At 34.0% G+C, this 22,766-nt stretch carries 22 protein-coding genes; 12 read left to right on the top strand and 10 right to left on the bottom strand.

Going from position 1 to position 22,766, the window contains the following annotated elements:
* The first annotated feature begins 158 nt into the window (after nucleotides 1-158).
* The 7 genes from mnmG (at nucleotide 159) to BLV91_RS01135 (ending at nucleotide 8,838) form a co-directional block, all read left to right on the top strand.
* Complete coding sequence (gene mnmG, locus BLV91_RS01165; protein ID WP_091428688.1) at nucleotides 159-2,030, top strand: tRNA uridine-5-carboxymethylaminomethyl(34) synthesis enzyme MnmG; 1,872 nt, start codon at nucleotides 159-161, stop codon at nucleotides 2,028-2,030.
* A 223-nt stretch (nucleotides 2,031-2,253) separates the two neighbouring features.
* On the top strand, nucleotides 2,254-3,102 hold the full coding sequence (locus tag BLV91_RS01160; protein WP_091428686.1) for a class I SAM-dependent methyltransferase: 849 nt from the start codon (nucleotides 2,254-2,256) through the stop codon (nucleotides 3,100-3,102).
* Between the two features lie 245 nt (nucleotides 3,103-3,347).
* Entirely contained in the window at nucleotides 3,348-3,935 is a 588-nt protein-coding gene (locus BLV91_RS01155; protein WP_091428684.1) for an OmpH/Skp family outer membrane protein, read from the top strand.
* Nucleotides 3,936-4,156: 221 nt separating this feature from the next.
* Nucleotides 4,157-6,430, top strand: coding sequence for a helix-turn-helix domain-containing protein (locus BLV91_RS01150; RefSeq protein WP_091428682.1), 2,274 nt, complete (start codon nucleotides 4,157-4,159; stop codon nucleotides 6,428-6,430).
* A 17-nt stretch (nucleotides 6,431-6,447) separates the two neighbouring features.
* Complete coding sequence (locus tag BLV91_RS01145) at nucleotides 6,448-6,972, top strand: hypothetical protein (RefSeq protein WP_091428679.1); 525 nt, start codon at nucleotides 6,448-6,450, stop codon at nucleotides 6,970-6,972.
* 120 nt (nucleotides 6,973-7,092) lie between these two features.
* The gene (locus BLV91_RS01140) at nucleotides 7,093-7,497 is read left to right on the top strand and encodes an OsmC family protein (protein WP_091428677.1); all 405 of its coding nucleotides are present in this window, start codon (nucleotides 7,093-7,095) and stop codon (nucleotides 7,495-7,497) included.
* A 126-nt stretch (nucleotides 7,498-7,623) separates the two neighbouring features.
* On the top strand, nucleotides 7,624-8,838 hold the full coding sequence (locus BLV91_RS01135; protein WP_091428675.1) for a multidrug effflux MFS transporter: 1,215 nt from the start codon (nucleotides 7,624-7,626) through the stop codon (nucleotides 8,836-8,838).
* A 213-nt stretch (nucleotides 8,839-9,051) separates the two neighbouring features.
* Here the strand turns inward: BLV91_RS01135 and BLV91_RS01130 are convergent, their stop codons facing one another.
* A complete protein-coding gene (locus tag BLV91_RS01130) occupies nucleotides 9,052-9,684 on the bottom strand; it encodes an SDR family oxidoreductase (RefSeq protein WP_091428672.1) in 633 nt (210 codons plus the stop codon).
* 180 nt (nucleotides 9,685-9,864) lie between these two features.
* Here BLV91_RS01130 and BLV91_RS01125 point away from each other — a divergent pair, with 180 nt between their 5' ends.
* The 3 genes from BLV91_RS01125 (at nucleotide 9,865) to BLV91_RS01115 (ending at nucleotide 11,558) form a co-directional block, all read left to right on the top strand.
* Entirely contained in the window at nucleotides 9,865-10,428 is a 564-nt protein-coding gene (locus BLV91_RS01125; protein ID WP_091428670.1) for a TetR/AcrR family transcriptional regulator, read from the top strand.
* Nucleotides 10,429-10,503: 75 nt separating this feature from the next.
* Nucleotides 10,504-11,052 carry a carboxymuconolactone decarboxylase family protein gene (locus tag BLV91_RS01120; protein WP_091428667.1) on the top strand — a complete coding sequence of 183 codons (549 nt, stop codon included), beginning with the start codon at nucleotides 10,504-10,506 and terminating at the stop codon, nucleotides 11,050-11,052.
* Between the two features lie 197 nt (nucleotides 11,053-11,249).
* Nucleotides 11,250-11,558, top strand: coding sequence for an EthD family reductase (locus tag BLV91_RS01115; RefSeq protein ID WP_091428666.1), 309 nt, complete (start codon nucleotides 11,250-11,252; stop codon nucleotides 11,556-11,558).
* 466 nt (nucleotides 11,559-12,024) lie between these two features.
* Here BLV91_RS01115 and BLV91_RS01110 read toward each other — a convergent pair whose 3' ends face one another.
* Complete coding sequence (locus tag BLV91_RS01110; protein ID WP_091428664.1) at nucleotides 12,025-12,960, bottom strand: HU domain-containing protein; 936 nt, start codon at nucleotides 12,958-12,960, stop codon at nucleotides 12,025-12,027.
* 103 nt (nucleotides 12,961-13,063) lie between these two features.
* On the opposite strand from BLV91_RS01110, the gene dprA reads away from it, so the two are divergent.
* Nucleotides 13,064-14,164 (top strand): DNA-processing protein DprA, encoded by a 1,101-nt coding sequence (dprA, locus tag BLV91_RS01105; RefSeq protein WP_091428662.1) that lies wholly within the window; start codon nucleotides 13,064-13,066, stop codon nucleotides 14,162-14,164.
* Nucleotides 14,165-14,467: 303 nt separating this feature from the next.
* On the opposite strand, the gene BLV91_RS01100 is transcribed toward dprA, so the two are convergent.
* The 4 genes from BLV91_RS01100 to trpS all read right to left on the bottom strand — a co-directional run bounded on the left by BLV91_RS01100 (nucleotide 14,468) and on the right by trpS (nucleotide 18,001).
* A complete protein-coding gene (locus tag BLV91_RS01100; protein WP_091428661.1) occupies nucleotides 14,468-14,941 on the bottom strand; it encodes a hypothetical protein in 474 nt (157 codons plus the stop codon).
* A 61-nt stretch (nucleotides 14,942-15,002) separates the two neighbouring features.
* The gene (locus tag BLV91_RS01095) at nucleotides 15,003-15,488 is read right to left on the bottom strand and encodes a hypothetical protein (protein ID WP_091428659.1); all 486 of its coding nucleotides are present in this window, start codon (nucleotides 15,486-15,488) and stop codon (nucleotides 15,003-15,005) included.
* A gap of 2 nt (nucleotides 15,489-15,490) precedes the next feature.
* Complete coding sequence (locus BLV91_RS01090) at nucleotides 15,491-16,474, bottom strand: hypothetical protein (protein ID WP_091428658.1); 984 nt, start codon at nucleotides 16,472-16,474, stop codon at nucleotides 15,491-15,493.
* A 549-nt stretch (nucleotides 16,475-17,023) separates the two neighbouring features.
* Complete coding sequence (gene trpS / locus BLV91_RS01080; RefSeq protein ID WP_091428655.1) at nucleotides 17,024-18,001, bottom strand: tryptophan--tRNA ligase; 978 nt, start codon at nucleotides 17,999-18,001, stop codon at nucleotides 17,024-17,026.
* A gap of 376 nt (nucleotides 18,002-18,377) precedes the next feature.
* On the opposite strand from trpS, the gene BLV91_RS01070 reads away from it, so the two are divergent.
* Nucleotides 18,378-19,148, top strand: a complete 771-nt coding sequence (locus tag BLV91_RS01070; RefSeq protein WP_091428652.1) for a lysophospholipid acyltransferase family protein — start codon at nucleotides 18,378-18,380, stop codon at nucleotides 19,146-19,148.
* On the opposite strand, the gene BLV91_RS01065 is transcribed toward BLV91_RS01070, so the two are convergent.
* The 4 genes from BLV91_RS01065 to recA all read right to left on the bottom strand — a co-directional run bounded on the left by BLV91_RS01065 (nucleotide 19,119) and on the right by recA (nucleotide 22,715).
* Nucleotides 19,119-20,537, bottom strand: coding sequence for a porin family protein (locus tag BLV91_RS01065; protein ID WP_091428650.1), 1,419 nt, complete (start codon nucleotides 20,535-20,537; stop codon nucleotides 19,119-19,121). The genes BLV91_RS01070 and BLV91_RS01065 overlap by 30 nt on opposite strands.
* On the bottom strand, nucleotides 20,534-21,076 hold the full coding sequence (locus tag BLV91_RS01060) for an RNA polymerase sigma factor (protein ID WP_091428648.1): 543 nt from the start codon (nucleotides 21,074-21,076) through the stop codon (nucleotides 20,534-20,536). The genes BLV91_RS01065 and BLV91_RS01060 overlap by 4 nt, the downstream gene beginning before the upstream one ends.
* Nucleotides 21,077-21,092: 16 nt before the next feature.
* Nucleotides 21,093-21,506 carry a hypothetical protein gene (locus tag BLV91_RS01055; protein ID WP_091428646.1) on the bottom strand — a complete coding sequence of 138 codons (414 nt, stop codon included), beginning with the start codon at nucleotides 21,504-21,506 and terminating at the stop codon, nucleotides 21,093-21,095.
* Nucleotides 21,507-21,707: 201 nt separating this feature from the next.
* Nucleotides 21,708-22,715, bottom strand: coding sequence for a recombinase RecA (gene recA, locus BLV91_RS01050; RefSeq protein ID WP_091429105.1), 1,008 nt, complete (start codon nucleotides 22,713-22,715; stop codon nucleotides 21,708-21,710).
* Between the last annotated feature and the right edge of the window lie 51 nt (nucleotides 22,716-22,766).

Here is a 22,766-nt window from a genome sequence, read left to right as displayed (position 1 = left end):
TTAATAGAGAATGTTTCACGTGGAACATCGTGGAATAAATAGAGTGCAACAATGAAGTTCTGCAAGGAACTTAAATTAAATTAAGATTTTGATGACATCCTTTGTGCTTGTCTTCTGAATCGAATTCCCGGTAATCGGGAACAAATTCATAAAGAAAAATGTTTCAAGAAGAATATGATGTAATTGTAGTTGGTGCTGGACATGCAGGTTCTGAAGCTGCTGCCGCTGCTGCTAATCTAGGTTCAAAAACCTTATTGGTTACAATGAGCCTTCAAAATATCGCGCAAATGTCATGTAATCCTGCTATGGGTGGAATTGCCAAAGGACAGATTGTTCGTGAGATTGATGCCTTGGGTGGATACTCGGGAATTGTTTCAGACAGGACTGCTATTCAATTTAAAATGTTGAATAAATCGAAGGGACCTGCTATGTGGTCTCCAAGGGTACAGAGTGACCGTATGCGTTTTGCTGAAGAGTGGCGTATGATGTTAGAAGGAACTCCTAATTTAGATTTTTACCAAGAGATGGTGCAAGGCTTGATTATCGAAGGTGGAAAAGTTAAAGGAGTTCGTACTTCGCTTGGAATCGAAATTAAAGCGAAGTCAGTTGTTTTGACTAACGGTACTTTCCTTAATGGATTAATCCATATTGGAGAAAAACAATTCGGTGGAGGTAGAGCAGGTGAAAGTGCTGCTTATGGAATTACGGAAGATTTAGTTAATGCCGGATTTGAATCAGGTAGAATGAAAACAGGAACGCCTCCTAGAGTAGATGGTCGTTCTTTGGATTTTACTAAAATGAACGAGGAAAAAGGAGATGCCAAACCAGATAAGTTTTCTTATTCTGATTTAACTACGCCTTTGATTCATCAAAGATCTTGTCATATGACTTATACTTCTTTAGATGTTCATGACATTTTGAGAGAAGGGTTTGATCGCTCTCCTATGTTTAATGGTCGTATCAAAAGTATGGGACCAAGATATTGTCCGTCAATTGAAGATAAAATAAATCGTTTCGCAGACAAAGAAAGACATCAGTTGTTTATTGAGCCAGAAGGTTGGAAAACTTGTGAGGTTTACGTGAATGGTTTTTCAACTTCGCTGCCTGCAGATATTCAATATAAAGCAATGAAGTCTGTTGCTGGATTTGAAAATGTAAAATTCCTTCGTGCAGGTTATGCAATCGAGTATGATTATTTTCCACCAACGCAATTGAAACATACATTAGAAACGAAGTTAGTTGAAGGATTATATTTCGCTGGGCAAATAAATGGAACTACAGGATATGAAGAAGCAGCTTCTCAAGGATTGATGGCGGGAATCAATGCGCATTTAAAAGTGCATGAAAAAGCGCCGTTGATTTTGAAAAGAGACGAAGCTTATATCGGAGTTTTAATTGATGATTTAATTACTAAAGGAACAGAAGAGCCTTATAGAATGTTTACTTCTCGTGCAGAATACAGAACGCTATTGCGTCAGGATAATGCCGATTTCAGATTAACACCTATGGGTCATGAAATAGGTTTAGCTTCTGAAAAACGTTTACGTCGTATGGAGCATAAGTTGAAAGAGTCTGAGAAAATGGTTTCTTTCTTTAGAGAAACTAGTGTTTCCGTTGCAGAGGCTAATCCAATATTAGAATCAAAAGAAACGGCACTTATCACACAAGGGGATAAATTGTTTAAAGTATTCTCTCGTCCACAAATTGATTTGGAAGATGTAATGAAATTCGAAAAGGTGAAAACTTATGTCGAGGAAAATGAGGTAGACCAGGAAATTTTGGAACAAGCAGAAATCCAAGTTAAGTATTCAGGTTATATTGAAAAGGAAAGAAACAATGCTGATAAGCTAACTCGTTTAGAAGATGTGAAAATTCCTGAAGATTTTGATTATCATAAAATCAAATCAATGTCTATTGAAGCAAAGCAAAAGTTGAGTAAAATTAGACCTGTAACTATTTCGCAAGCGTCAAGAATAAGCGGAGTGTCTCCGAGTGATGTTTCTGTGTTATTGATATACATGGGGAGATAAGATGTTTGATTTCAGATTAACGATTTTTGATTTATGATCTTTTTTAAATCTGCAATCAAAAATCGTTAATCTTCATTCTAAAATGATATGTTCCACGTGAAACTACGGCCGAAAGCCTTGTTATTGCTAAGGAGCTTGTGTTTTAAAAATAAATAATTTAATATTTGATTTTCAATCTTCATCTTTATACTGAAAATTGAAATCTGATGACTGAGAACTAAAAATGGACATTTCAAATAAAAAACATTTCCTTACCGTAAAAGACCATTCTGTTTCTAAAGAAACATTTGATTTGTACCATGACCAAACAATGGATATGTTGGTAACCTATCCACAACCCAGTTTAGATAACTTGGGTAAGTATTACGAAAGTGTAGATTACATTTCGCATACAGACAGTAAAAGATCCTTGTTTGAAAAAGCGTACCACTTTGTAAAAAGTATAGCCTTAAAAAATAAATTGAATCTGATTAATTCGCTTCAACCTAACAAGGGAAGGATTCTGGACATTGGTGCCGGAACCGGTGATTTTTTATCTGTTGCAAAACAAAACGGTTGGCAGACAATAGGAGTAGAGCCAAGCGAAAAAGCAAAAGCGATAGCCATAAAAAAAGAAGTTTCATTTGTGGAAGATACAGCCGAATTAGAAAATCATTCTTTTGATGTAATTACGATGTGGCACGTTTTAGAACATGTACCTAATTTAGATAATCAAATACAAGAGCTGAAACGATTATTAAAACCAAACGGTTCATTGATTGTGGCGGTTCCAAATTTCAAATCTTTCGATGCAAAACATTATGGTGCTTTTTGGGCTGCTTATGATGTGCCAATTCATTTTTGGCATTTCTCTAAAAAAGCAATAAGATCACTTTTTGAAAAAGAAGGAATGGAATTAGAAAAAGTCCTTCCCATGAAATTTGACTCTTTTTATGTGAGCTTGCTTTCGGAAAAATACAAATCAGGGAAAATGAATTTTGTAAAAGCATTTTTTATAGGCTTGCAATCCAACTGGAAGGCAAAACGCAATTTTGAATATTCATCGCACATTTATGTGCTAAAAAACAAGTAAAATCGATTTTAAGGCACTTTTAAGGATTGTTTTTAGAGTTAAATACGGATTATGTATCCGTTTTTCAGAAACGAGCCCATTTTAGCGCTAATAAAGCCGTTTTTTATAAGTCGAAATTATGCGTCGGCATTTTTCAATAGTAAAATCTAATAGTATAAAAAATACGTAATATTCAAACTTTATGAGGATACTACCTAATTTTTTATATTTTTGTCTTAAACACTTTAAATTACAAATAAACCAAAATGAAAAAAGTATTATTAATTATCGCAATTTCTATTTCAGTAGTTGCTTGTAACAAAACTGCAGAAGTTAAAGAAGTAAAAACAGCTTATGTAGATACTTCGGTATTAATGAAAGAATATACAGAAGCAAAAGATCTTGAAGCAAAATACAAAGCACAGTCTGAAGAAAAAGGAAGACAACTAGAAGCAGAGATTAATCGTTTCAAACAAGATGCTGCTAACTTTCAAAGTCAAGCACAAGCGAATGGTCAAGAATGGGCTCAGAAAAAAGGAGCTGAATTGCAAAAAAGAGAACAACAATTGAGTTATGCTCAACAAGCTTTGTCACAACAATTGCAACAAGAAAGTGGAACTGAAATGGACTCTTTAGTAACTGGCGTGAAAAAATTCATCAAAGCTTACGGTAAGGAAAAAGGATACGCTTATATCTATGGTACAGGAGATGCTGCATCAGTTTTGTATGCTGAAGAAAAATATGATATCACAAAAGATATCGTGAAAGCTTTAAACGACAAATACAAAGCTTCTGCTAAAACAGAAGATAAAGTAGAAGAAAAAACTGAAGCTAAAGCAGAAGAGAAAAAATAATCTCCATTTTTAGACAATCATATCAATGCCTTTATTCTACTTTTAGAATGAAGGCATTGTTTTTTATAGTCCATTTTTAGTTTAAATATTGGTTTTATATTTTTAGCTGATATTGTTTTTTGGAATATAAAAAAGTTACTTTTACTACGCTTTAATTTAGCCTTTGTTTAGGGGGAAATTAAGGCAGTTTAAATGTTATTTCTACTTAATTTATCCGCCTAATGCAAGCCATATCCGAAGCCGCAGAATACACCTTACAATTTATTAATCAAACGCAACGGTCTATATTCCTGACCGGGAAAGCGGGTACAGGAAAGACTACGCTGTTGCGCGAAATCATAGCTACTACACATAAGAACACGGTTGTGGTAGCGCCCACGGGAATTGCCGCACTAAATGCGGGAGGTGTGACGATACATTCTATGTTTCAATTGCCTTTCGGTGGATTTATTCCTTCGTTTAATGTGGAATCCCAGTTTACTGAAACCGTAAAATTCGAATCAAAGGATACTTTGCGTAGGCATTTTAAAATGGGAGGACTGAAGAAGTCGGTGATTCGAAACATGGAATTGTTGGTTATTGATGAAGTCAGTATGCTACGTGCTGATTTGTTAGACGCCATGGATTACATGATGCAGACGGTTCGTAAGAAAACAACGCCTTTTGGTGGGGTACAGGTTTTATACATAGGAGATTTATTACAATTGCCTCCGGTAATTCGGGATGAGGAGTGGCGAACTTTGCGTGCCTATTACAAAGGAAAATTCTTTTTTCATTCGCATGTAGTGCAGCAAAATCCACCCTTGTATATTGAATTATCTAAAATCTTCCGTCAAACGGATTCTACTTTTATATCTGTTTTAAATAATTTGCGGAACAACCAAATTACTCCAGAAGATATTCAGGTATTGAATAAATATGTTAAACCTGATTTTGATTTAAAGGCGAATAAAGGATATATAACCCTGACTACACATAATGCCAAAGCGGATACAATGAATTCCCAGGCTTTACATGATTTAAAAGGCGAGTTAATTACTTATAAACCGGATATTGTAGGTGATTTTCCCGAAAAAATATTTCCGATAGAAGAAAATTTAAAGCTCAAGATTGGAGCTCAGGTCATGTTTGTAAAGAACGACTTGTCTATTGATAAGAACTATTTTAATGGGAAGATGGGGATTATCAAGTCATTGTCAAGCCAAGAAATTCTTGTTCATTTTCCAGAGGAAGACAAGACTATAGAAGTCGAAAAATACGAATGGCAAAACATCCGCTACAAAGTAGATCAGGCGACTAAGGAAATTGAAGAAGAGGTTTTGGGAACTTTTGTCCATTATCCAATCAAATTGGCTTGGGCAATTACGGTGCATAAAAGTCAAGGTCTAACTTTTGACAAAGCTGCAATTGACGTTTCGCAGGTTTTTATGCCAGGACAAGCTTATGTCGCATTATCTCGTTTGCGTTCGTTAGAAGGGCTTATTTTACTCTCTCCATTGCGCATGAACGGCATTTCTAACGACCAGGATGTGATGGATTACTCGCTGAATAAAGCTACCGAGGAATTATTGAAAAATTCACTGCATTTTGAAACCAAAAATTTCATCCATAACTATTTGATTAACAGTTTTGATTGGGCTGATTTGGCACAAGAATGGCGCAACCACAAGTTCAGTTATTCAGAAAAATCAGAAAGTTCAGAGAAATCGAAACATTCGGTTTGGGCGGCAAAACAGCTGACAGCCATCGATTCGTTACTGGATCCATCCAAAAAATTCATTCATCAGCTCAATAAAATATTCAACAATGAAACCGTTGATTTGATTCATGTTTCCGAAAGGATTCAAGCTGCTTTCAGTTATTTCCTGAAACCCATGGATGATTTGGTTTTTGAGATTTTGTGGAAACTTGAAGAGGTGAAACGCATCAAAAAAGTGAAAGCTTTTTACGATGAATTAAGCGTATTAGAAGAATTGCAGACGAAAGCCGTTTTGCGATTGATGAAAGCCAAATTGCTGATTGAAACCGTGGTGGCTGGAGATCCTATTTCGAAAGAAAAATTGACTTCTGATGAAATAAAAAAATACGTTACTAGAAAAACGGAAGCGATCCAAAACCAATTCAAGAAAACACACGTCACTTTGATTGAAGACGAAAAAGACTTGGAACGCTATACTTCAAAGAAAAAAACAGATAGTAAAGCTCCCAAAAAATCAACTGTAGAGATAACTTATGAGCTTTGGATTGACAAGAATTCTATCCAAGACATTGCGACAATTAGAAAACTGACCACTCAAACCATAGAAAGTCATCTGGTAAAATTAATTCAATCTAAAAAAGTGAGTGTTCACGACATAATGCCACAAGATAAAATCAAGGAATTAGGTGAAGCCTTCAAGTATTACAAAGAGGAATCGTTGAACGGAATGAAAGAAAAATTTGGCGAGAAATATTCTTGGGATGAATTGAGAATGTTCAAGGCGAGTTTGAATTAGGTTTAAAAACAATCGTTATGAAAAAAATAGTACTGACATTAATAATTGTGTTCTCAATATTTTCCTGCAAAGAAAAAATAGAGAATAGTCCTTCAGTTAATTTAGATAATAAAGTAGAAAGTATTTCTGACAAACCGGATTTAGAAACTACGGTAAAGAATCAAAAACCGGACTCCCTAAAAGTTGATAATAGAAGTACCGTTATAGATCATTATATTTGTTATAAAGACGATAAAGTAGCTTCAAGAATGATATGGATAAGTTTTACAGATAAAGAAGATGCGGTCCAGATAAAATACAAAGGCCAAAAAGCGCCGATAGATTTAGTTTTTATTAAAGAAGAATTTATTAAAGGTGGGGCTCATCCCACAATTATAAAATACTATTCTGAAAAAATAGGGATGGAGATTAACGGGGAATATAAACTAACTCACTCAGGAAATTGGGATTATGTAGAATATACAAGGGGTAAAGATGATAGAAAGTTTAACTTTACAATTGACTTTGAATCCAATCCTTATGGTAAAGAAGCTTGTTTCTAGGGTTGTTTTTTATGGAGTAGCTAAAGAATAGGAGGTTGTTAAAAAAACAATATTCATCATTAGTATACATAGTTTTCATAAATATAAATCAGATTACTAAATACTAAAACCAAAGACTTTATGAACTATTCTGTTAAAGCAAGTATCTCTTCAGATAAAAATGCGGCTGTACATATCAAAGAATCTGAGATTAGTTTTGGGGTTTCTCCTGATACAGAAGCTATTTTGCCCAATCCAGCAGAGTTGTTTTTGGGATCTTTTTCGGCTTGTATTCTAAAAAATGTAGCTCGTTTTTCTGCTATGATGAATTTTGAATATTCAAGGGCTGAATTAACTGTAAATGCTGTGCGACTTGAAAAACCGCCAAGAATGGATAAAATACAGTATGAATTAATCGTTTACAGCCAAGATGATAGCTTAAATATTGATTTACTTCATAAGAATATTGAAAAATTTGGAACGATATTCAACACGGTTAAAGCTTGTTGTACAGTCAATGGTACAATAAAAAAGATTGAGAGCTAAGAGGAAGCAGTAAGCGCATCTGAATTCTATTTCTACAGGACAGTCTTCGCCTAAAGCTTGATAAATTAAGACTGTTGTATTTTACAATAAAACGCAGAAACCAATTCAAATCCTTATTTTTGCAGGATGCAAAAAAATATTAGGACCTCTCAATTTGAGTTCGTCGCACTTATGGCTTCACTAATGTCAGTGGTGGCATTGGCAATCGATGCTTTATTACCAGCACTAGAAATTATTGGGATAACAATTGGTACTACAAATGTTGTTGATAACCAATTACTCATCACGATGATCTTTCTTGGACTTGGATTTGGGCCCTTAGTTTTTGGTCCGTTGTCCGATGGTTTAGGTCGAAAACCTATCGTGTACATGGGTTTTGCGTTGTTTATTGGCGCCAGCTTTATTTGTGTAAACGCCACAAGTTTAGAAATGATGGTCATAGGAAGGATTCTGCAAGGAATTGGTCTTTCGGCTCCTAGAACCATTAGTATTGCTATTATTCGAGACATGTATAGCGGAGATTACATGGCGCGTATCATGTCATTTGTAACTGTTGTTTTTATATTAGTTCCCGTGGTTGCGCCGGCCTTGGGTAAGTTTGTTCTTGATTATTACAATTGGCACGGAATTTTTTATATTCAAGTGATCATTAGTTTGGTTGTTTCATTCTGGTTTTGGAAGCGACAACCCGAGACTTTATCTGTTGAAAACAAGAAAGTTTTTTCCAAAAAAGGATTTATAGGGGAGTTTAAAGAATTACTGAAATTCAAGAAAACAATTGGTTTTACTGTTATCTCGGGCTTTATTACTGGATCTTTTATGGTGTATTTGAGTAGTTCCCAACAAATATTCCAAAATCAATATGAACTAAAAGAAGAGTTCCCATACATATTCGCCGGATTGGCAATTGCAATAGGTGCAGCTGTTTTTTCAAATGGTGTACTGGTATTAAAATACGGAATGGAAAAATTAATTACGGTAGCCCTAGTTTCTTTCTTTGTAGTTTCGGCGAGCTATGTGGCGTTATTTTACAATACACCAAATCCTGATGTGCGTATTTTGTTGCTGTTTTTCGCATTGCAATTTTTTAGTATTGGTTTCCTTTTCGGAAATGTACGCGCTATGGCGATGGAGCCAGTAGGGCACATTGCTGGAATTGCTGCGGCAGTAACGGGTTTTATTTCGACCATTATGGCCGTTCCTATCAGTATCTTTATTGGCCGTTTTATTAAAGAAACAGCCTTGCCATTGTTTGTTGGTTTTTCAATATGCTCAGCCTTAGCAGTTGGTTTGCTTTTTTACTTAAAAATGGACGAAAAACGAAGAATTGCTAATCTTTAAAATAGAATAATATTTTTGGAATAGGAGAGAGGAAGGGATTGAATATGTAAGTATCTTATAAACTAAGTTTAGATAAATGCTATAATTCTGTCTCAGCTTAAAACAACATAAAAAAAACCGAGAGAACTTTAGTCTATAAAGTCCTTTCGGTTTTTTATTTTGAATCAATAATTGTATTCTCTTATTAATCTAAACTGCGTAATAAATATTGTTTTAACTAATTTTATCCAAAGCTTTCTGGATTGAAGTTTCTCCTTTGATAATTTCGAAAGTGGCATTTGCAGCCGTTTTATCTTCTAAGCTTTGCACTAATGTTTGTGCAACATCGGCTCTACTGATTTCACCATGTTTGTTTAACTTTTGCTGTAGCTCAATCATTTCTAATTTCGAGTCATTCGTCAAAGTTCCAGGTCTGACAATGCTATAGCTTAAACCGCTATTTTTTAGATATTCGTCAGCATTGTGTTTTGCTTTCAAATAATCTTGTAATTGAGTTGCTTCTTCGGGTTTGTCAGCTCCCATAGAACTTAGCATTACAAATTTCTTGATATTTGCCTTTTTTGAAGCGTCAATTAATTTTTTAGCGCCTTCTTGATCGACTCCTATTACATTTTTCCCCGCTGAACCCGCGGCAAATATTACGCGGTCAATTGGATTAGAAAAAACAGAAGTAACATCAGCCTCTAAATCGCCCAAAACAGTTTGAATATTCTGGTCTTTGAAATAGGCTTGTTGGTCCTCTTTTCTAACCATTGCAATAGGGTTATAATTTTGAGATTTATTTAAAATGTCTACTATTTTTTTTCCTGTGGTGCCATTAGCACCGGCTACTAATATATTTTCCATATCCTAAAATTACAAAAACTTCTTATACTAAAGGCAAATGGAATAAGGGTTTAACTTCAGTTTATTACTTTTTAACATTCTTTAAGAAATGGAATTCGTGATGTAGGTAAGTTAAAAGTTTCTAAATAATTTTTTTATTTCAAAGCAGTTGCTTAGTTTCGCATCAGAATAAAACAAACAATGGCAAGAAGTAAACAATATAACGAACAAGAAGTTCTAGAAAAAGCAATGTCTTTGTTCTGGCGCAATGGGTATGAAAACACCTCGGTTCGTATGTTGGAGAAAGAAATGGGAATCAACCAGTTTTCGATTTATTCTAGTTTTGGTAGCAAGCAAGGATTGTTTTTAGAAAGTTTAAAATGCTACAAAAGCAAAGTAAACTGCATGTTCGAAAAGTTTAAAAATAGTACAAACGGAATCAACGATATCAAAGAATTTTTCTATGATTCGGTTCAAATTCCAATCGAGATAGGTAATTATAAAGGATGTTTCCTAACCAATACCTACAACGAATTTGCAGAAGCAGAAGACCAAATGATTAATACACAAATGGTGGAATTTATGGATGGTATCAAACAACTATTTATAGAAAAAATTCAAACCGATAAAAGTAAAGACGAACAAACTGTATTGAAGCAAGCCAATTATTTGCTATTAGCAAAACACGGTCTTGCAGCAGCATCAAGAGTCAACGATAAACAAGAAATAGAAGATTATATTGAGCTTACGTTCAAAAACATCTAGCTTTTTTTTTGTTCTAAAACTAAGCAAACGCTTAGAATTAAAATAATTTTAAATAATACAATTAAAAATCACATTATGACAACATTAAAAATTCACACAATCGAATCAGCTCCAGAAGCAAGCAAAGCATTATTAGAAGGATCTCAAAAAGCATATGGAATGATTCCAGGACTTCACGGTGTTTTAGCAGGATCTCCAGGTTTATTAAACGCATACCAAACATTACATGAATTGTTTGTTGCTTCTTCATTCAACGAAGAAGAATTGACAGTAGTTTGGCAAACCATAAACGTAGAACATGAGTGTCATTACTGTGTGCCTGCACATACTGCAATTGCTGGAATGATGAAAGTAGATAACGCTATTACTGAGGCTTTACGTAATCGTACTCCACTTGCAAACCCAAAATTAGAGGCTTTACGTAACATGGCTTTAAGCATGGTTCGCAACCGTGGTAATGTTTCAGAAGAAGATTTAACAACATTTTACGCAGCAGGTTACGGAGAGCAACAAGTACTTGATATTATCCTTGGATTGTCTCAAAAAGTAATCAGTAACTACACAAATCATATCGCTAAAACGCCAGTTGACGCGCCTTTCCAAAAATTTGCTTGGTCTAAATAATTAAAATTACAATCAATTTATAAACCTTATTTTATTTATTTGGGCAGCTTATCCGCCCTCCGTTCCCGCTTTTTTTGTTCCGCAACGCTGCACAAAAAAGAGCTCCACTCAGCTCGGGCTGCGGGATAGTGCTAACAGGAATGTTAGGAATATATAAGTAGGTTTGTAACTTGTATTTAAAATTTAAAACAAATAGCATGATAAAAGTAAGCGTAATGTATCCAAACGGTCCAGAGACTAAGTTTGATGTCGATTATTATAAAAATTCACACCTTCCTATGGTTGCTGAATCATTAGGAGATGCTTTAAAAGGAATGGAATTTTCTGTAGGAATTGGAGGTCGCATTCCTGGAGAATTAGCGCCCTACGTAGCAGTAGTTGATTTAAAATTCGAATCAGTTGCTACATTCCAAGCGGCTTTTGGACCGCATGCAGCAAAATTTGCTGCTGATGTACCTAATTACACTAATGTAGAAGGAGAGCTTCAAATTAGTGAGATTATGTAATCATTTAGTTTAATTTGAATAAAAAAAAAGCGATTTAGGTTCTAGCCTAAGTCGCTTTTGTTTTTGGGGTAAATAAGTGTTTTTATCGCGTGTTTCAGTTAAAATTACATTCGTGTAGCTTTATAGGATAATTAGTCCGTTAAAACGCAGGAAAAACAGGAATCCGAATGTTCTTACAGCAATGAAGCTTTGGTTTTTTCCTTTACACCAAATATTGATTTTTATGGACAGCTGTACTTTGCAATTCGTTGGATTCGTCTGCTATTTCTAAAGCTGATTTTGAGGTATAATTTTTTTGTAAAAATGAAAACCAATAGCCCAGGTAGAAGCGGCATCCTCTTGTGACTCCCAATATTTATTGGGAGTCACAAGAGATACAGCGGATGACTGGAAAAAGCTCCTAAAAAAACACCCCCAAATAGCTTTACGCTTTTTGGGGGTAGTCTAAACCATTATGGTTTTTATATTATAGGGATTCAATCAAAAGCCAAGCTTCTGGATTATCATTTTTCTGAATTTCTTTCTTAGCTTTTTCAGCTTCTCCTATAGTCGAGTAGCTGCCATACAATACTGGAAACAATCCGTATTTGTTAGGGGCAATTCGTTTTGCTTTATAGCCTAATTTAGAAAGGCGTTCAAATATTTTTTGTGCATTTTTCTCTTCTCTAAAAGCACCTGCCACCACATGATAGGACATTTTGTTTTCTTTTATAGAAAGTGTCACTGCCGGTAATGGATTTTTTATGAAGAATGTTGCTTCTTGAATTTTGTTTTGTACTTGCTTTTGAACAGCAGTTTCTACAAGAACAGTTTCAGATGCAATTTGGTTTTGATAAACAGAATAACCAACACTTGCGGTTAAACTAAGTCCCAAAATGAAAATTGCAGCATATTTTAAATAAGAATTTCCTGTTCTTTCTTCGGTGTCTAAAGTGATGACTTTCGTTTCTTCAAGCGCTTCCATTTTTTGTTCGAAGATTTCTCTTTTAACAGCAGGAGAAACAAATGAGGTTAAACCAAATGAACTAGACAAGTAATTCGCTTGATCAGCTGGTGTGAAAACCAAATTACCATCGGCATTTAGGCAAATATCACCAATGTTCTTAATGCTAAACATACCGTTTGCCTCCAATGCTTTTTTCCAAGTCAAAACTTCATATTGAATAGCACTTACGGCATATTCATAAGAGGTTTTTTCAGATTGAGCAATGTGATTGGCTAATAGGCCATCATTATTTTTCAAATTGGCATTGAAAGAAATCAATTTTTTTGGAGGAAAAAACGAATTTGCGCTTTCAACCCATTGAGCCGATTGAATTTCCGTCAAAAATGCACCGAATCCTGGAACGGTAACACATTGATAACGATATAATAGCTGAGCGATGTATGGTTGGATGTTCATGTATACAAAGTTATACAACCAGATAAGTTATCAAAATTTTATTCACAATTTTTATTAACAATTGACATAATAATTTTATACATTTCAGAAACAATTATTTAGGATGACAGAACAGGATTTATTTTATTTATTGGCCTTGCAAAGAGTAGAGGGTGTTGGCGATATTATGGCCAAGAAACTGTTGACACATTGCGGTTCTGCCGAAGCAGTTTTTACAAGTAAGTCTGCGCAATTAGCTGCCATTGATGGAGTGGGTTCGATGTTACTGAAAAGCCTTAAAAATAAATCTGTTTTCGAAAAAGCCAATCTTGAGTTGGAGTTTATCAAGTCAAATGACATTAATGCGGTTTATTTTCAGGACGAAAAGTACCCAGACCGACTGAAACATTGTATTGACGGACCACTTTTATTATTCACCTCCGGAAATATCGATCTAAAAAATCGAAAAATAATCAGTATTGTGGGAACCCGACAGATCACTTCCTACGGAACGGAGTTTTGCAGAAAGCTGATCGAGGACCTGGCACCACTGGATCCCATCATTGTCAGTGGTTTTGCTTATGGTGTGGATATCGTGGCACATCAACTGGCGATGGAAAACAATTTACAAACGATAGGAGTGGTCGCGCATGGATTGAACCAGATCTATCCCAAAACTCATAAAAAATATGTTGCCAAAGTCGAAGAAAATGGCGGTTTTATGACCGAGTTCTGGAGTACCTCGAATCCCGACAAGGAAAACTTTGTGCGAAGAAACAGAATCGTAGCGGGAATGTCAGAAGCTACAATCGTAATAGAATCAGCTGATAGAGGTGGTTCCTTGATTACTGCTAACATGGCCAACGATTACAATCGCGATGTTTTTGCTGTTCCGGGACGTGTAACTGACAAATACAGCGCCGGCTGCAATAACCTAATCAAAACCCAGAAAGCGAATGTGCTTACCAGCGCCGCTGATTTGGTTTACATCTTGAATTGGGATATCCAGAAAGAAACAAAACCCGTGCAAAAACAACTGTTTGTGACTCTCGAGGATGATGAACAGAAAGTATATGATTACCTCCTAAAAACCGGAAAAGAACTGATGGATATCATTGCCCTGCGTTGTGATTTTCCTATTTATAAAATCTCAGGAATGTTGCTAAATATGGAATTGAAAGGCGTGGTTCGACCTTTACCTGGGAAATTGTTTGAGGCGATATAGAAAAGATAGTTTCTTTTGAATTATTAAAACTTTCAGCCTTTTAAAGGCTGGAAGCTTTTGCAGAAGTAGTAATGTTTATTAAAGTGTAATTTTCCACCTATTTTTCATCGCTAAATATAGCGTTTATAACGCGGCTCATGTACCTAGCAACAGAATGGTTCGGCCATTAGCAGGGAAATTGTTTGAGGTGATATAAACTGAAGTAAATGAACCGCAGATTCGCAGATTTTTAATTTTTTTAAATCTGCGAATCTGCGGTTTATTTTTTTTAACTAGATAACTTCAAATTCTAGTTTTTTTCCTTTAAAAAGTGGAATACTCCCAGTCTACTAGATACTTTAGTAATTTATCGTTCTTTATTTTTTCTAAAACATAAACTTTAAAATAGTTATTAAAACCGGCTACAGGAAAGAGAATAAGTATCTTATGATTTGATTTTTTTTCTATTTCTTCTTTTTTATTTTTAAAATAAAGAAAGGCATTTTGATTTAAATCGGCAGGGTTGTCTAGTTTTATTTTTTGTAAAAGGTCTACTGAACAAGTGTCAACTTTATGATTTTTTTTATAAACAAATTGCTCTCCTTTTATATTGAAGTAAATGACATCTTGAATGATTTTTTTCTCGGCATAACTAGCAGTAGAATCGAAAAGCACATATTTAATGGGTTTTAAATACGTATTTCCCCCTTTATATAATCTAAAGAAATCACTTTTCCTTGTTTGCGCATGTGCAAAAGTAGTGACCAGAATCAATAATATATAAAATACATTTTTCATGGTTAATTTAGAATTTGAAGGGCATCATAAAACTCCGTTTCTATATAACAAACTGCAGGTTTTAAAAAGTGGCATACTGCCATTCCACTTCGCGCCTAATTACTTTATTAGCATTTACTTTTTCAAAGATATAAATCTTAAAGTATTTATGAGTGCGCGATATGGGCATTGATTTTGGAATTTTTGTATTGGTTTTTCTTTCGTACTCTTCAATTTTTTTCATAAAGAAGTTAACTTCTTCTTCATGTAATCTCCTGCTACTTTGTAGCTTTATTTTTTTTAAAATGGCAATTGAAAGGGTATCTGTTTTATGTCTTTTTTTAATATATAAAAAGCTGTCGCCATTTATATGATAGAATGTTCCCTCTTTATTTTCGCCCTTTGTATGAGCGCATTCTTTTCCGTCAAATAATATATATTTTATTGGTTTTGCGATTTCGTTGCTTACGTAAAAAGCATTAAAATCTTTTTCTAAGCTTTTTAAATTTTGTGAATATATAAAACTTACGTTTAATAATAATAATAGTGTGTAGATAATTGTTTTCATAATTAATTACAATTTGAGGGGCCGTTATAAAAATTATCTCTGATTAATTCCTCAATTACTTTTTTTTCTTCGGGTTTTAAATTATCCCAGGCAATTGTTGTTGTGTCTTTGCCATGTTTACCCAAACCTACCCATGCTACAGCTTCATACGTGGATCTAGGAAGGTGATTATTGTCAAATTTTTGTATTATATCAGCAATTGTACCTCTGTAATGATTTGCCATCATTTCATGATTCCACGTAGGATTATACCTTTTTTCATAGTAGTCATATAATCCTGGAAAATTATCTTTTAATGAATTTACTAATGTTATTTGTTCGTTAGGAGTTTTTGAGTTCAAAGTACCTCTTTGAGCCGCAGACAACATCTTTCTAAATATTTCTGCGTGGATTATTTCATGCGCAAATACTGTCGCTGTTCCTAAATCAGATAATGTTTCTAAAGCCGTATTACTTATTTGTACTTCAGTTACATAGTTAATAGGTGGTAATGTTATTCCATAAACATATGGTTCCAAATTATTATTAATTGTTAATTTTAAATGACTTACAGGGAATTCTCCATCGAATTTTTTAATATCATCTGCAAAATCTGAACTTGAAGAGTTTAATAAATTATAAATACATAAAGCTTTACCAGTTAGTCCATTGATAATTTGGACATCATCAGGTGTTGTTTCAACTCCACCACCACCATGATAGGTATAGCTCGTTTGGTTGGTATAGGGATTATAACCGCTATCATCCACGCAAAAAGTAATTCCAGTTTGTCTAGGAGGTCCTGTATCATATAATTGAATAACTTCGTAACAGCTTACAGATGGTGCTTTGGCATATATATTATCTTCTTTTATTTTTTCTTTCCCATCAATGATAATACTAATATTTGCACTTTTGGTGTTGTTTTTTATGACTAAGACCTTTCCTGTAAAATCGTTTGGAATATTAAAGTAGTTTAACTTCGTTAAGTTATTTATTAGTTCCAAATTGTTTTTTGAAGAAGAAATATTAATAATATAGGAAGTATATATGTTGTTTTCTCCTTTAATAAATAATAATCTATTGGTCGATACTGTAGATTGGTCAGCTGTTAAAGATATGTTTTGTTTTAAAACTATTGGTACCTCGATTGCTATATTAGTTGAATCCTCAAATGATTGTGCTTTTTCCCAATCTATTTTGGCTACAAATTCTAAAAGAATGAAATTGTTTAGTATGGGATTATTTTAAAACCATGTTTTAGCAGATTCTATTTGATTTGTCACCGTAGTTGTTGAGTTGCTTGGCAAATCCTCTTTAGTACAAGAAAAGAGTAGTAAAACAAAGAAAATTCCTAAAAAATGGGGGGGGGTAAATAATTTTATTTTCATAATATGATCTTAAATTAGTGCTTTTTTTGTAAAAGCCTCATTTTCAAACTTACGCAAAACAAAGCGTAAATCAAATACCCACTTTTAGTGATATTTTAGTTTAATAAACAAAAACCCCTTTTTATTTTCGAAAAAAAGGGGTTTTGAGCGTAATAATTATAGAAACTAAAGGGCTTCAAAACCTAATTTCTCTCGTACTCTTGACAATACAGCATTCGCAACTGTTGAAGCTTTATTAGCGCCTATTTTAAGCAAGGCGTCTACTTCTGGAAGGTTGTTCATGTAATAATTGTATTTTTCTCTTTCGGTTTTAAAGGTTTCGCATATCAGTTCAAACAAAGCTTGTTTGGCGTGACCGTAACCATAGTTTCCACCTTCGTAATTAGCACGCATTGCTGCAAGTTGCTCGGCATTGGCTAACAAGGAGTAAATCGCAAATGCATTACAAGTATCTGGATTTTTAGGTTCTTCTAGTGGCGTACTGTCCGTTTCTATAGACATCACTTGCTTGCGCAATGCTTTGTCTTCCAGAAATATATTAATTAAATTATTAGCTGATTTACTCATTTTTCCGCCATTTGTCCCGGGAATCAACATGCTGTCTTCCTGTATTTTGGCTTCAGGAATAACAAATGTTTCTCCCATTTGGTGATTGAATCTTGATGCTACATCACGAGTAATTTCAAGATGTTGCAATTGGTCTTTTCCTACTGGAACTAACTCTGCGTCGTATAATAAAATATCAGCAGCCATCAACATCGGGTAGGAGAACAAGCCTGCGTTTACATCGTCTAGTCTGTCTGCTTTGTCTTTGAATGAATGGGCAAGGGTCAGACGTTGAAAAGGGAAAAAACAGCTTAAATACCAAGACAATTCTGCTGTTTGTGGCACATCAGACTGTCTGTAAAAAACCACTTTGTTAACATCTAATCCACAAGCCAGCCAAGCGGCGGCAGTACTGTAGGTGTTGGTCCTTAATGTATTTCCGTCTTTTATCTGGGTGATCGAATGCAAGTCGGCAATAAAAAGAAAAGATTCGTTTTTTGGATCATTCGATAATTGAATCGCGGGTATGATTGCCCCAAGTAGGTTTCCTAAATGTGGTGTTCCTGTACTTTGGACACCGGTAAGTATTTTTGCCATTGTAATTTTTTTCTGAAGCGTAAAGTTCGCATAGTTTATTTATTTACCGCAAAGTTCGCATAGTTTTTTTAAGTTTATTTTTTTAGAGGCTTCTGTTGTAAGAAAGGCAACAGCTATTTTAAGGAATTAAATATTGACCGAAAATTCGCCAATTTAAAAGCTTGATTGAAAAATTTAATTTGCGAATTTGCGGTAATTTTTATTTTTTAAAAGCTTAGCAAACGTCAAAAAATTAGATTGAGAGTTTAATTTAATAATTTGCAGTCGACAATACTTGTATCTTTTTTTAAATAAAAGGCTGCTCTTTGCGGTTATAGTTTTCCCAAATTTAATTCTTTTTAAAAATAGTATCATAGGAATCCCTATTTTTGAACTCATGAAAGGAATAAAAATAATTTTCTGGACTTTATGGCGGATGTGGTTTTATATTTTATTTACTATCCCCATAGTGATTATGTTACCATTTTTAGTAGCGTCTATCGTTTCTGAAAAAGGTTATCCGTACTACTTTAAAATGTCACGTATTTGGGCCAAATTCATTCTCTTCGGAATGGGGTTTTACTATAAAATTGAAAGAAACCAAATCTTAGAATCAGATAAAAGCTATATGATTGTTGCTAATCATACCTCAATGGTTGATATTATGTTGATGTTAGCAGTAGTTAAGAGTCCGTTTGTTTTTGTAGGTAAAAAGGAATTGGCTAAAATTCCATTATTTGGTTTTTTCTATAAAAGGACCTGTATTTTAGTGGATCGAGGTTGTTCAAAAAGCCGACTAGAAGTTTTTAATCAGGCTCAAAAAATAATCGACCGAGGTTTAAGTGTTTGTATTTTTCCAGAAGGTGGTGTTCCAGATGATGAATCCATTGTATTGGATACTTTTAAAGATGGGGCTTTTCGATTAGCGATTGAGCATCAAATTCCAATTCTTCCCATTACTTTTGCAGATAATAAAAAAAGGTTTTCTTACACCTTTTTCAGTGGTAGCCCAGGAATTATGAGGGCTAAAATACATCCACAGATTGATACTTTTGGAAAAACAGGAGTAGATAGAAAAGTAATCCGTGAAGAAACTAGAGAAGTCGTTTATTCCCAACTAATGGAGTATGATATCCAACTAAAAGGAATAGATAATCCCAGTATATAACCCAATAAAAGCAGCTTTGTCACTATTGGAATTGTCAGAGTAAGTGTTCAACTGATATTTGACCATGGGCTCAATGTTTACCTGAAATGATTTCATAAATTGGTATTTAAATCCCATTCCAACATTGGTACTAAAATGAATTGGGTTTAAATTATTGGCCTCCCCTAACTTTAAATTAATGTTGTTAGAGACTAAGGAAACTTTATTTTGGTTTAAAAATAAAGTGCTAATTCCACCAATTATACTAACACCAAACTTTTTATTTAAAAGAGCGTATGAAAGCTCTAACGGCACTTCATAATAGCCCATTTTTTGATTGATAGCAGCAGTACTTGTATTTTGTATGGTTCTTTCAAAACCAACAAGTGTACTAAGTGCATCTTGGTTTTTTACTTCAATTGGCGCGCTAGAGCTGTAGGTAATATTAGGGAGGTTATTAGTTGCTAAACTGGTTGAATAAATGACGTCATTGGTGTTATATCCCAAAGCAAGCTTATTAAGCCCTGTTCTTAAGGTGATTTTATTAGAAACGGCATAATTCACACCAATTCCAAAGCTAAGGCTGTTATCGGCTGTTATTGTATTGTCATCGAATTGTGCATCGATAGAAGATCCAGCTGAATTTGGATTCAAATAGACAGCAGCTATATTAGGCACAATTTGCCATTTGTCTTTGTTATTGATATCGGTAGGAGATTTTTCTTCTTCTTTCTTTTTTAGAATTTCGGCTAATTCATTTGGAGTTTCTGGAATAATAGCATCTTGTTTTTTAGTATCAGACGCTACAATTTTAGAATCTGACTTGCTGTCTAATTTGGTTTCTCCCATTACTTTATCAACAGTATTTGCGAGTGAATTTGCATTTTTAAGACGATTATTCTCGACAATTCCCTGGTCTAATTTTGAGTTGGACGTATTAGAAGCTAACGGTTTTAGCGGTGAATTATTTTTCGATTTATAAAGCGAAGAATCAGTTGAATTTTTCTTTTGTTCAGAATTGGTTTTTGCGGAAGTAAAAGTTGTATTTTCATTTTCATGATTTCTAACGGTGTTTGGGTTAGTTATTACTACTTGTTGCTTGTTTTTTATATGAAAAGGGGCATTCTTTTTTTCTTTTGAAATAGAGTCTTTGTTTTTACTTTCATTTTTTGAATCTAAAACAATGGTTTTTTTGATTTCATTATTGGTATTGAAAGCCATATTGAAGGCGAAGAATCCTAAAATAAGGGCAGCAGCAATTCCTGAAAATTGCATCCAAAAAGGAATTACTTTTCGTTTTTTTTCTTTTAATTGCGCTTCAATGTTCAACCAAAGCTGTTGATCAGGTTCTGCTTCAAAATCCTTAAATTTTTCTTGAAACAATCGGTCTATGTTTTTTTTATCGCTCATTTTGCCAATGACTTTATTTCAATTCTTGTATAAACTTCAATTTTTTCTTTTAAAATGAGCCTTGCTCTTGAAAGATTTGATTTTGTATTTCCTGTTGTTATTTTCAATGTGTCTGCAATTTCTTTATGGGAATAACCGTCAAGAACGTAGAGGCTGAAAACGAGTCGGTATTGATCTGGTAATTCTTGGATGATTTGCATTAAATAGTCAATAGGAACATTCTCGTCATCTATTTCAACATCATCCTCGGGTATATTTTCGTTAGTAAGCTCTAAATAACGCACTCCTTTAAATTTTTGGAGTGCATTATTTATCATTACTCTTTTCGCCCAACCTTCAAATGAACCTTTGCCATTAAACTGGTCTATTTTTCTAAAGATTATCAAAAAACCGTCTTGTAAATTATCTTCAGCATCAGCATAATTACTAGAATACTTCAAGCATACCCCAAAAAACTTTTTAGAAAACAATTGATACAATTGCTCCTGAGCTTTAGAGTTGTTTTTTTTACAATCGTTAATTATTTGATCTAATCCCACAGATTTTTTCTGGTTTTTAGTTAACTACAGGAATTTCTACTTCTTCAAAAAGATCTTGTCCAGCAGCATCTTCTCCTTTATAAAACTTAAAGATATAAGACCCAGTATTAGTGACATAAAAATTAAAAGAAACCTCAGATAATGCAGGGACTTCTGTGGTACATATCTGGTTGTCATTTACAGCTGTTTGTATCGCAATGGTTCTCGTATTTAGGTTTTTATCGTAATAAATTCCTTGAAAAATATGACATGCTGTAGGCCTTTGGTATTTCAATTTAATTTCATAGGTTTCTCCTAGAGTAAAACTTGCTGGAAGTTCATAGCTTTGCACGGGAAGCACTTCGTAGGTGTAAGAATCATTGTTGTCATTGTCAGTACTACAACTTACTAAAGTTGTAATTAGCACTAAAAATAAAACTAGTTTTTTCATTTTTTCATAATTTTTGATATTAATAACTTCGTTACATTTTATATAAGATGAAAATGAATAAAAAAGGTTGCGTTATTATTCAAAATTAATTGATTTTTATCAAAAAATGGGTTTTAAAATACAAGTAACAGGTGAAAAAACAGGCCAAAAAAAATGCCCGAATATTACATTCGGGCATTCTAATTACTTTAGAAAAGTATATTAAGCATCAGCTAATTCCTTAATTCTAGCTTTGATTTTTACTTCTAATTCATCTGCTAATTCTGGATTGTCTTTAATCAAAGATTTCACAGCATCACGACCTTGTCCTAATTTGGTTTCACCATAACTAAACCAAGATCCTGCTTTTTTGATGATTTCAAACTCAACAGCTAAATCTAAGATTTCTCCTGTTTTTGAAATTCCTTCACCATACATGATGTCAAATTCAGCAATTTTAAAAGGTGGTGCTACTTTGTTTTTTACCACTTTTACTTTGGTTCTGTTACCAAGTACGCTGTCTCCATCTTTAATTTGAGTAGAACGACGGATATCTAAACGAACCGAAGCATAAAACTTCAATGCATTTCCTCCAGTTGTAGTCTCTGGATTTCCAAACATTACTCCAATTTTCTCTCTCAATTGATTGATAAAGAATACAGTACAATTCGTTTTGCTAATTGTTCCTGTTAGTTTTCTCAATGCTTGAGACATTAAACGAGCATGAAGACCCATTTTAGAATCTCCCATTTCACCTTCAATTTCACTTTTTGGTGTCAATGCAGCAACCGAGTCAATTACAACAATATCAATTGCACCTGAACGAATCAAGTTTTCAGCAATTTCTAATGCTTGCTCTCCATTGTCTGGTTGAGAAATGATTAGATTTTCAATATCAACTCCTAATTTTTCAGCATAATTTCTATCAAATGCGTGTTCTGCATCGATAAAAGCTGCAATTCCACCTGCTTTTTGAGCTTCGGCAATAGCATGAAGCGTCAAAGTAGTTTTTCCAGATGATTCTGGACCGTATATTTCTATGATTCTTCCTCTTGGATATCCATTTACCCCTAGAGCTAAATCAATTCCTAAAGAGCCTGAAGAAATGGTTTCCACTTCTACAATGGCTTTATCCCCCATTTTCATTACTGTTCCTTTTCCGTAGGTTTTGTCCAGTTTGTCAAGGGTAAGTTGTAACGCTTTTAGTTTGGCTTCTTTCTCTGTACTCATCTTCTCTTTTACCTTTTCTTTCATTTGTATTATTTTATCGCTCTAAGAAAA

The organism is Flavobacterium degerlachei, from assembly GCF_900106645.1.
Lineage (GTDB): Bacteria > Bacteroidota > Bacteroidia > Flavobacteriales > Flavobacteriaceae > Flavobacterium > Flavobacterium degerlachei.
The sequence above is the reverse complement of the archived record's forward strand: the minus strand, read 5'-3'. Positions and strand labels throughout refer to the sequence as shown.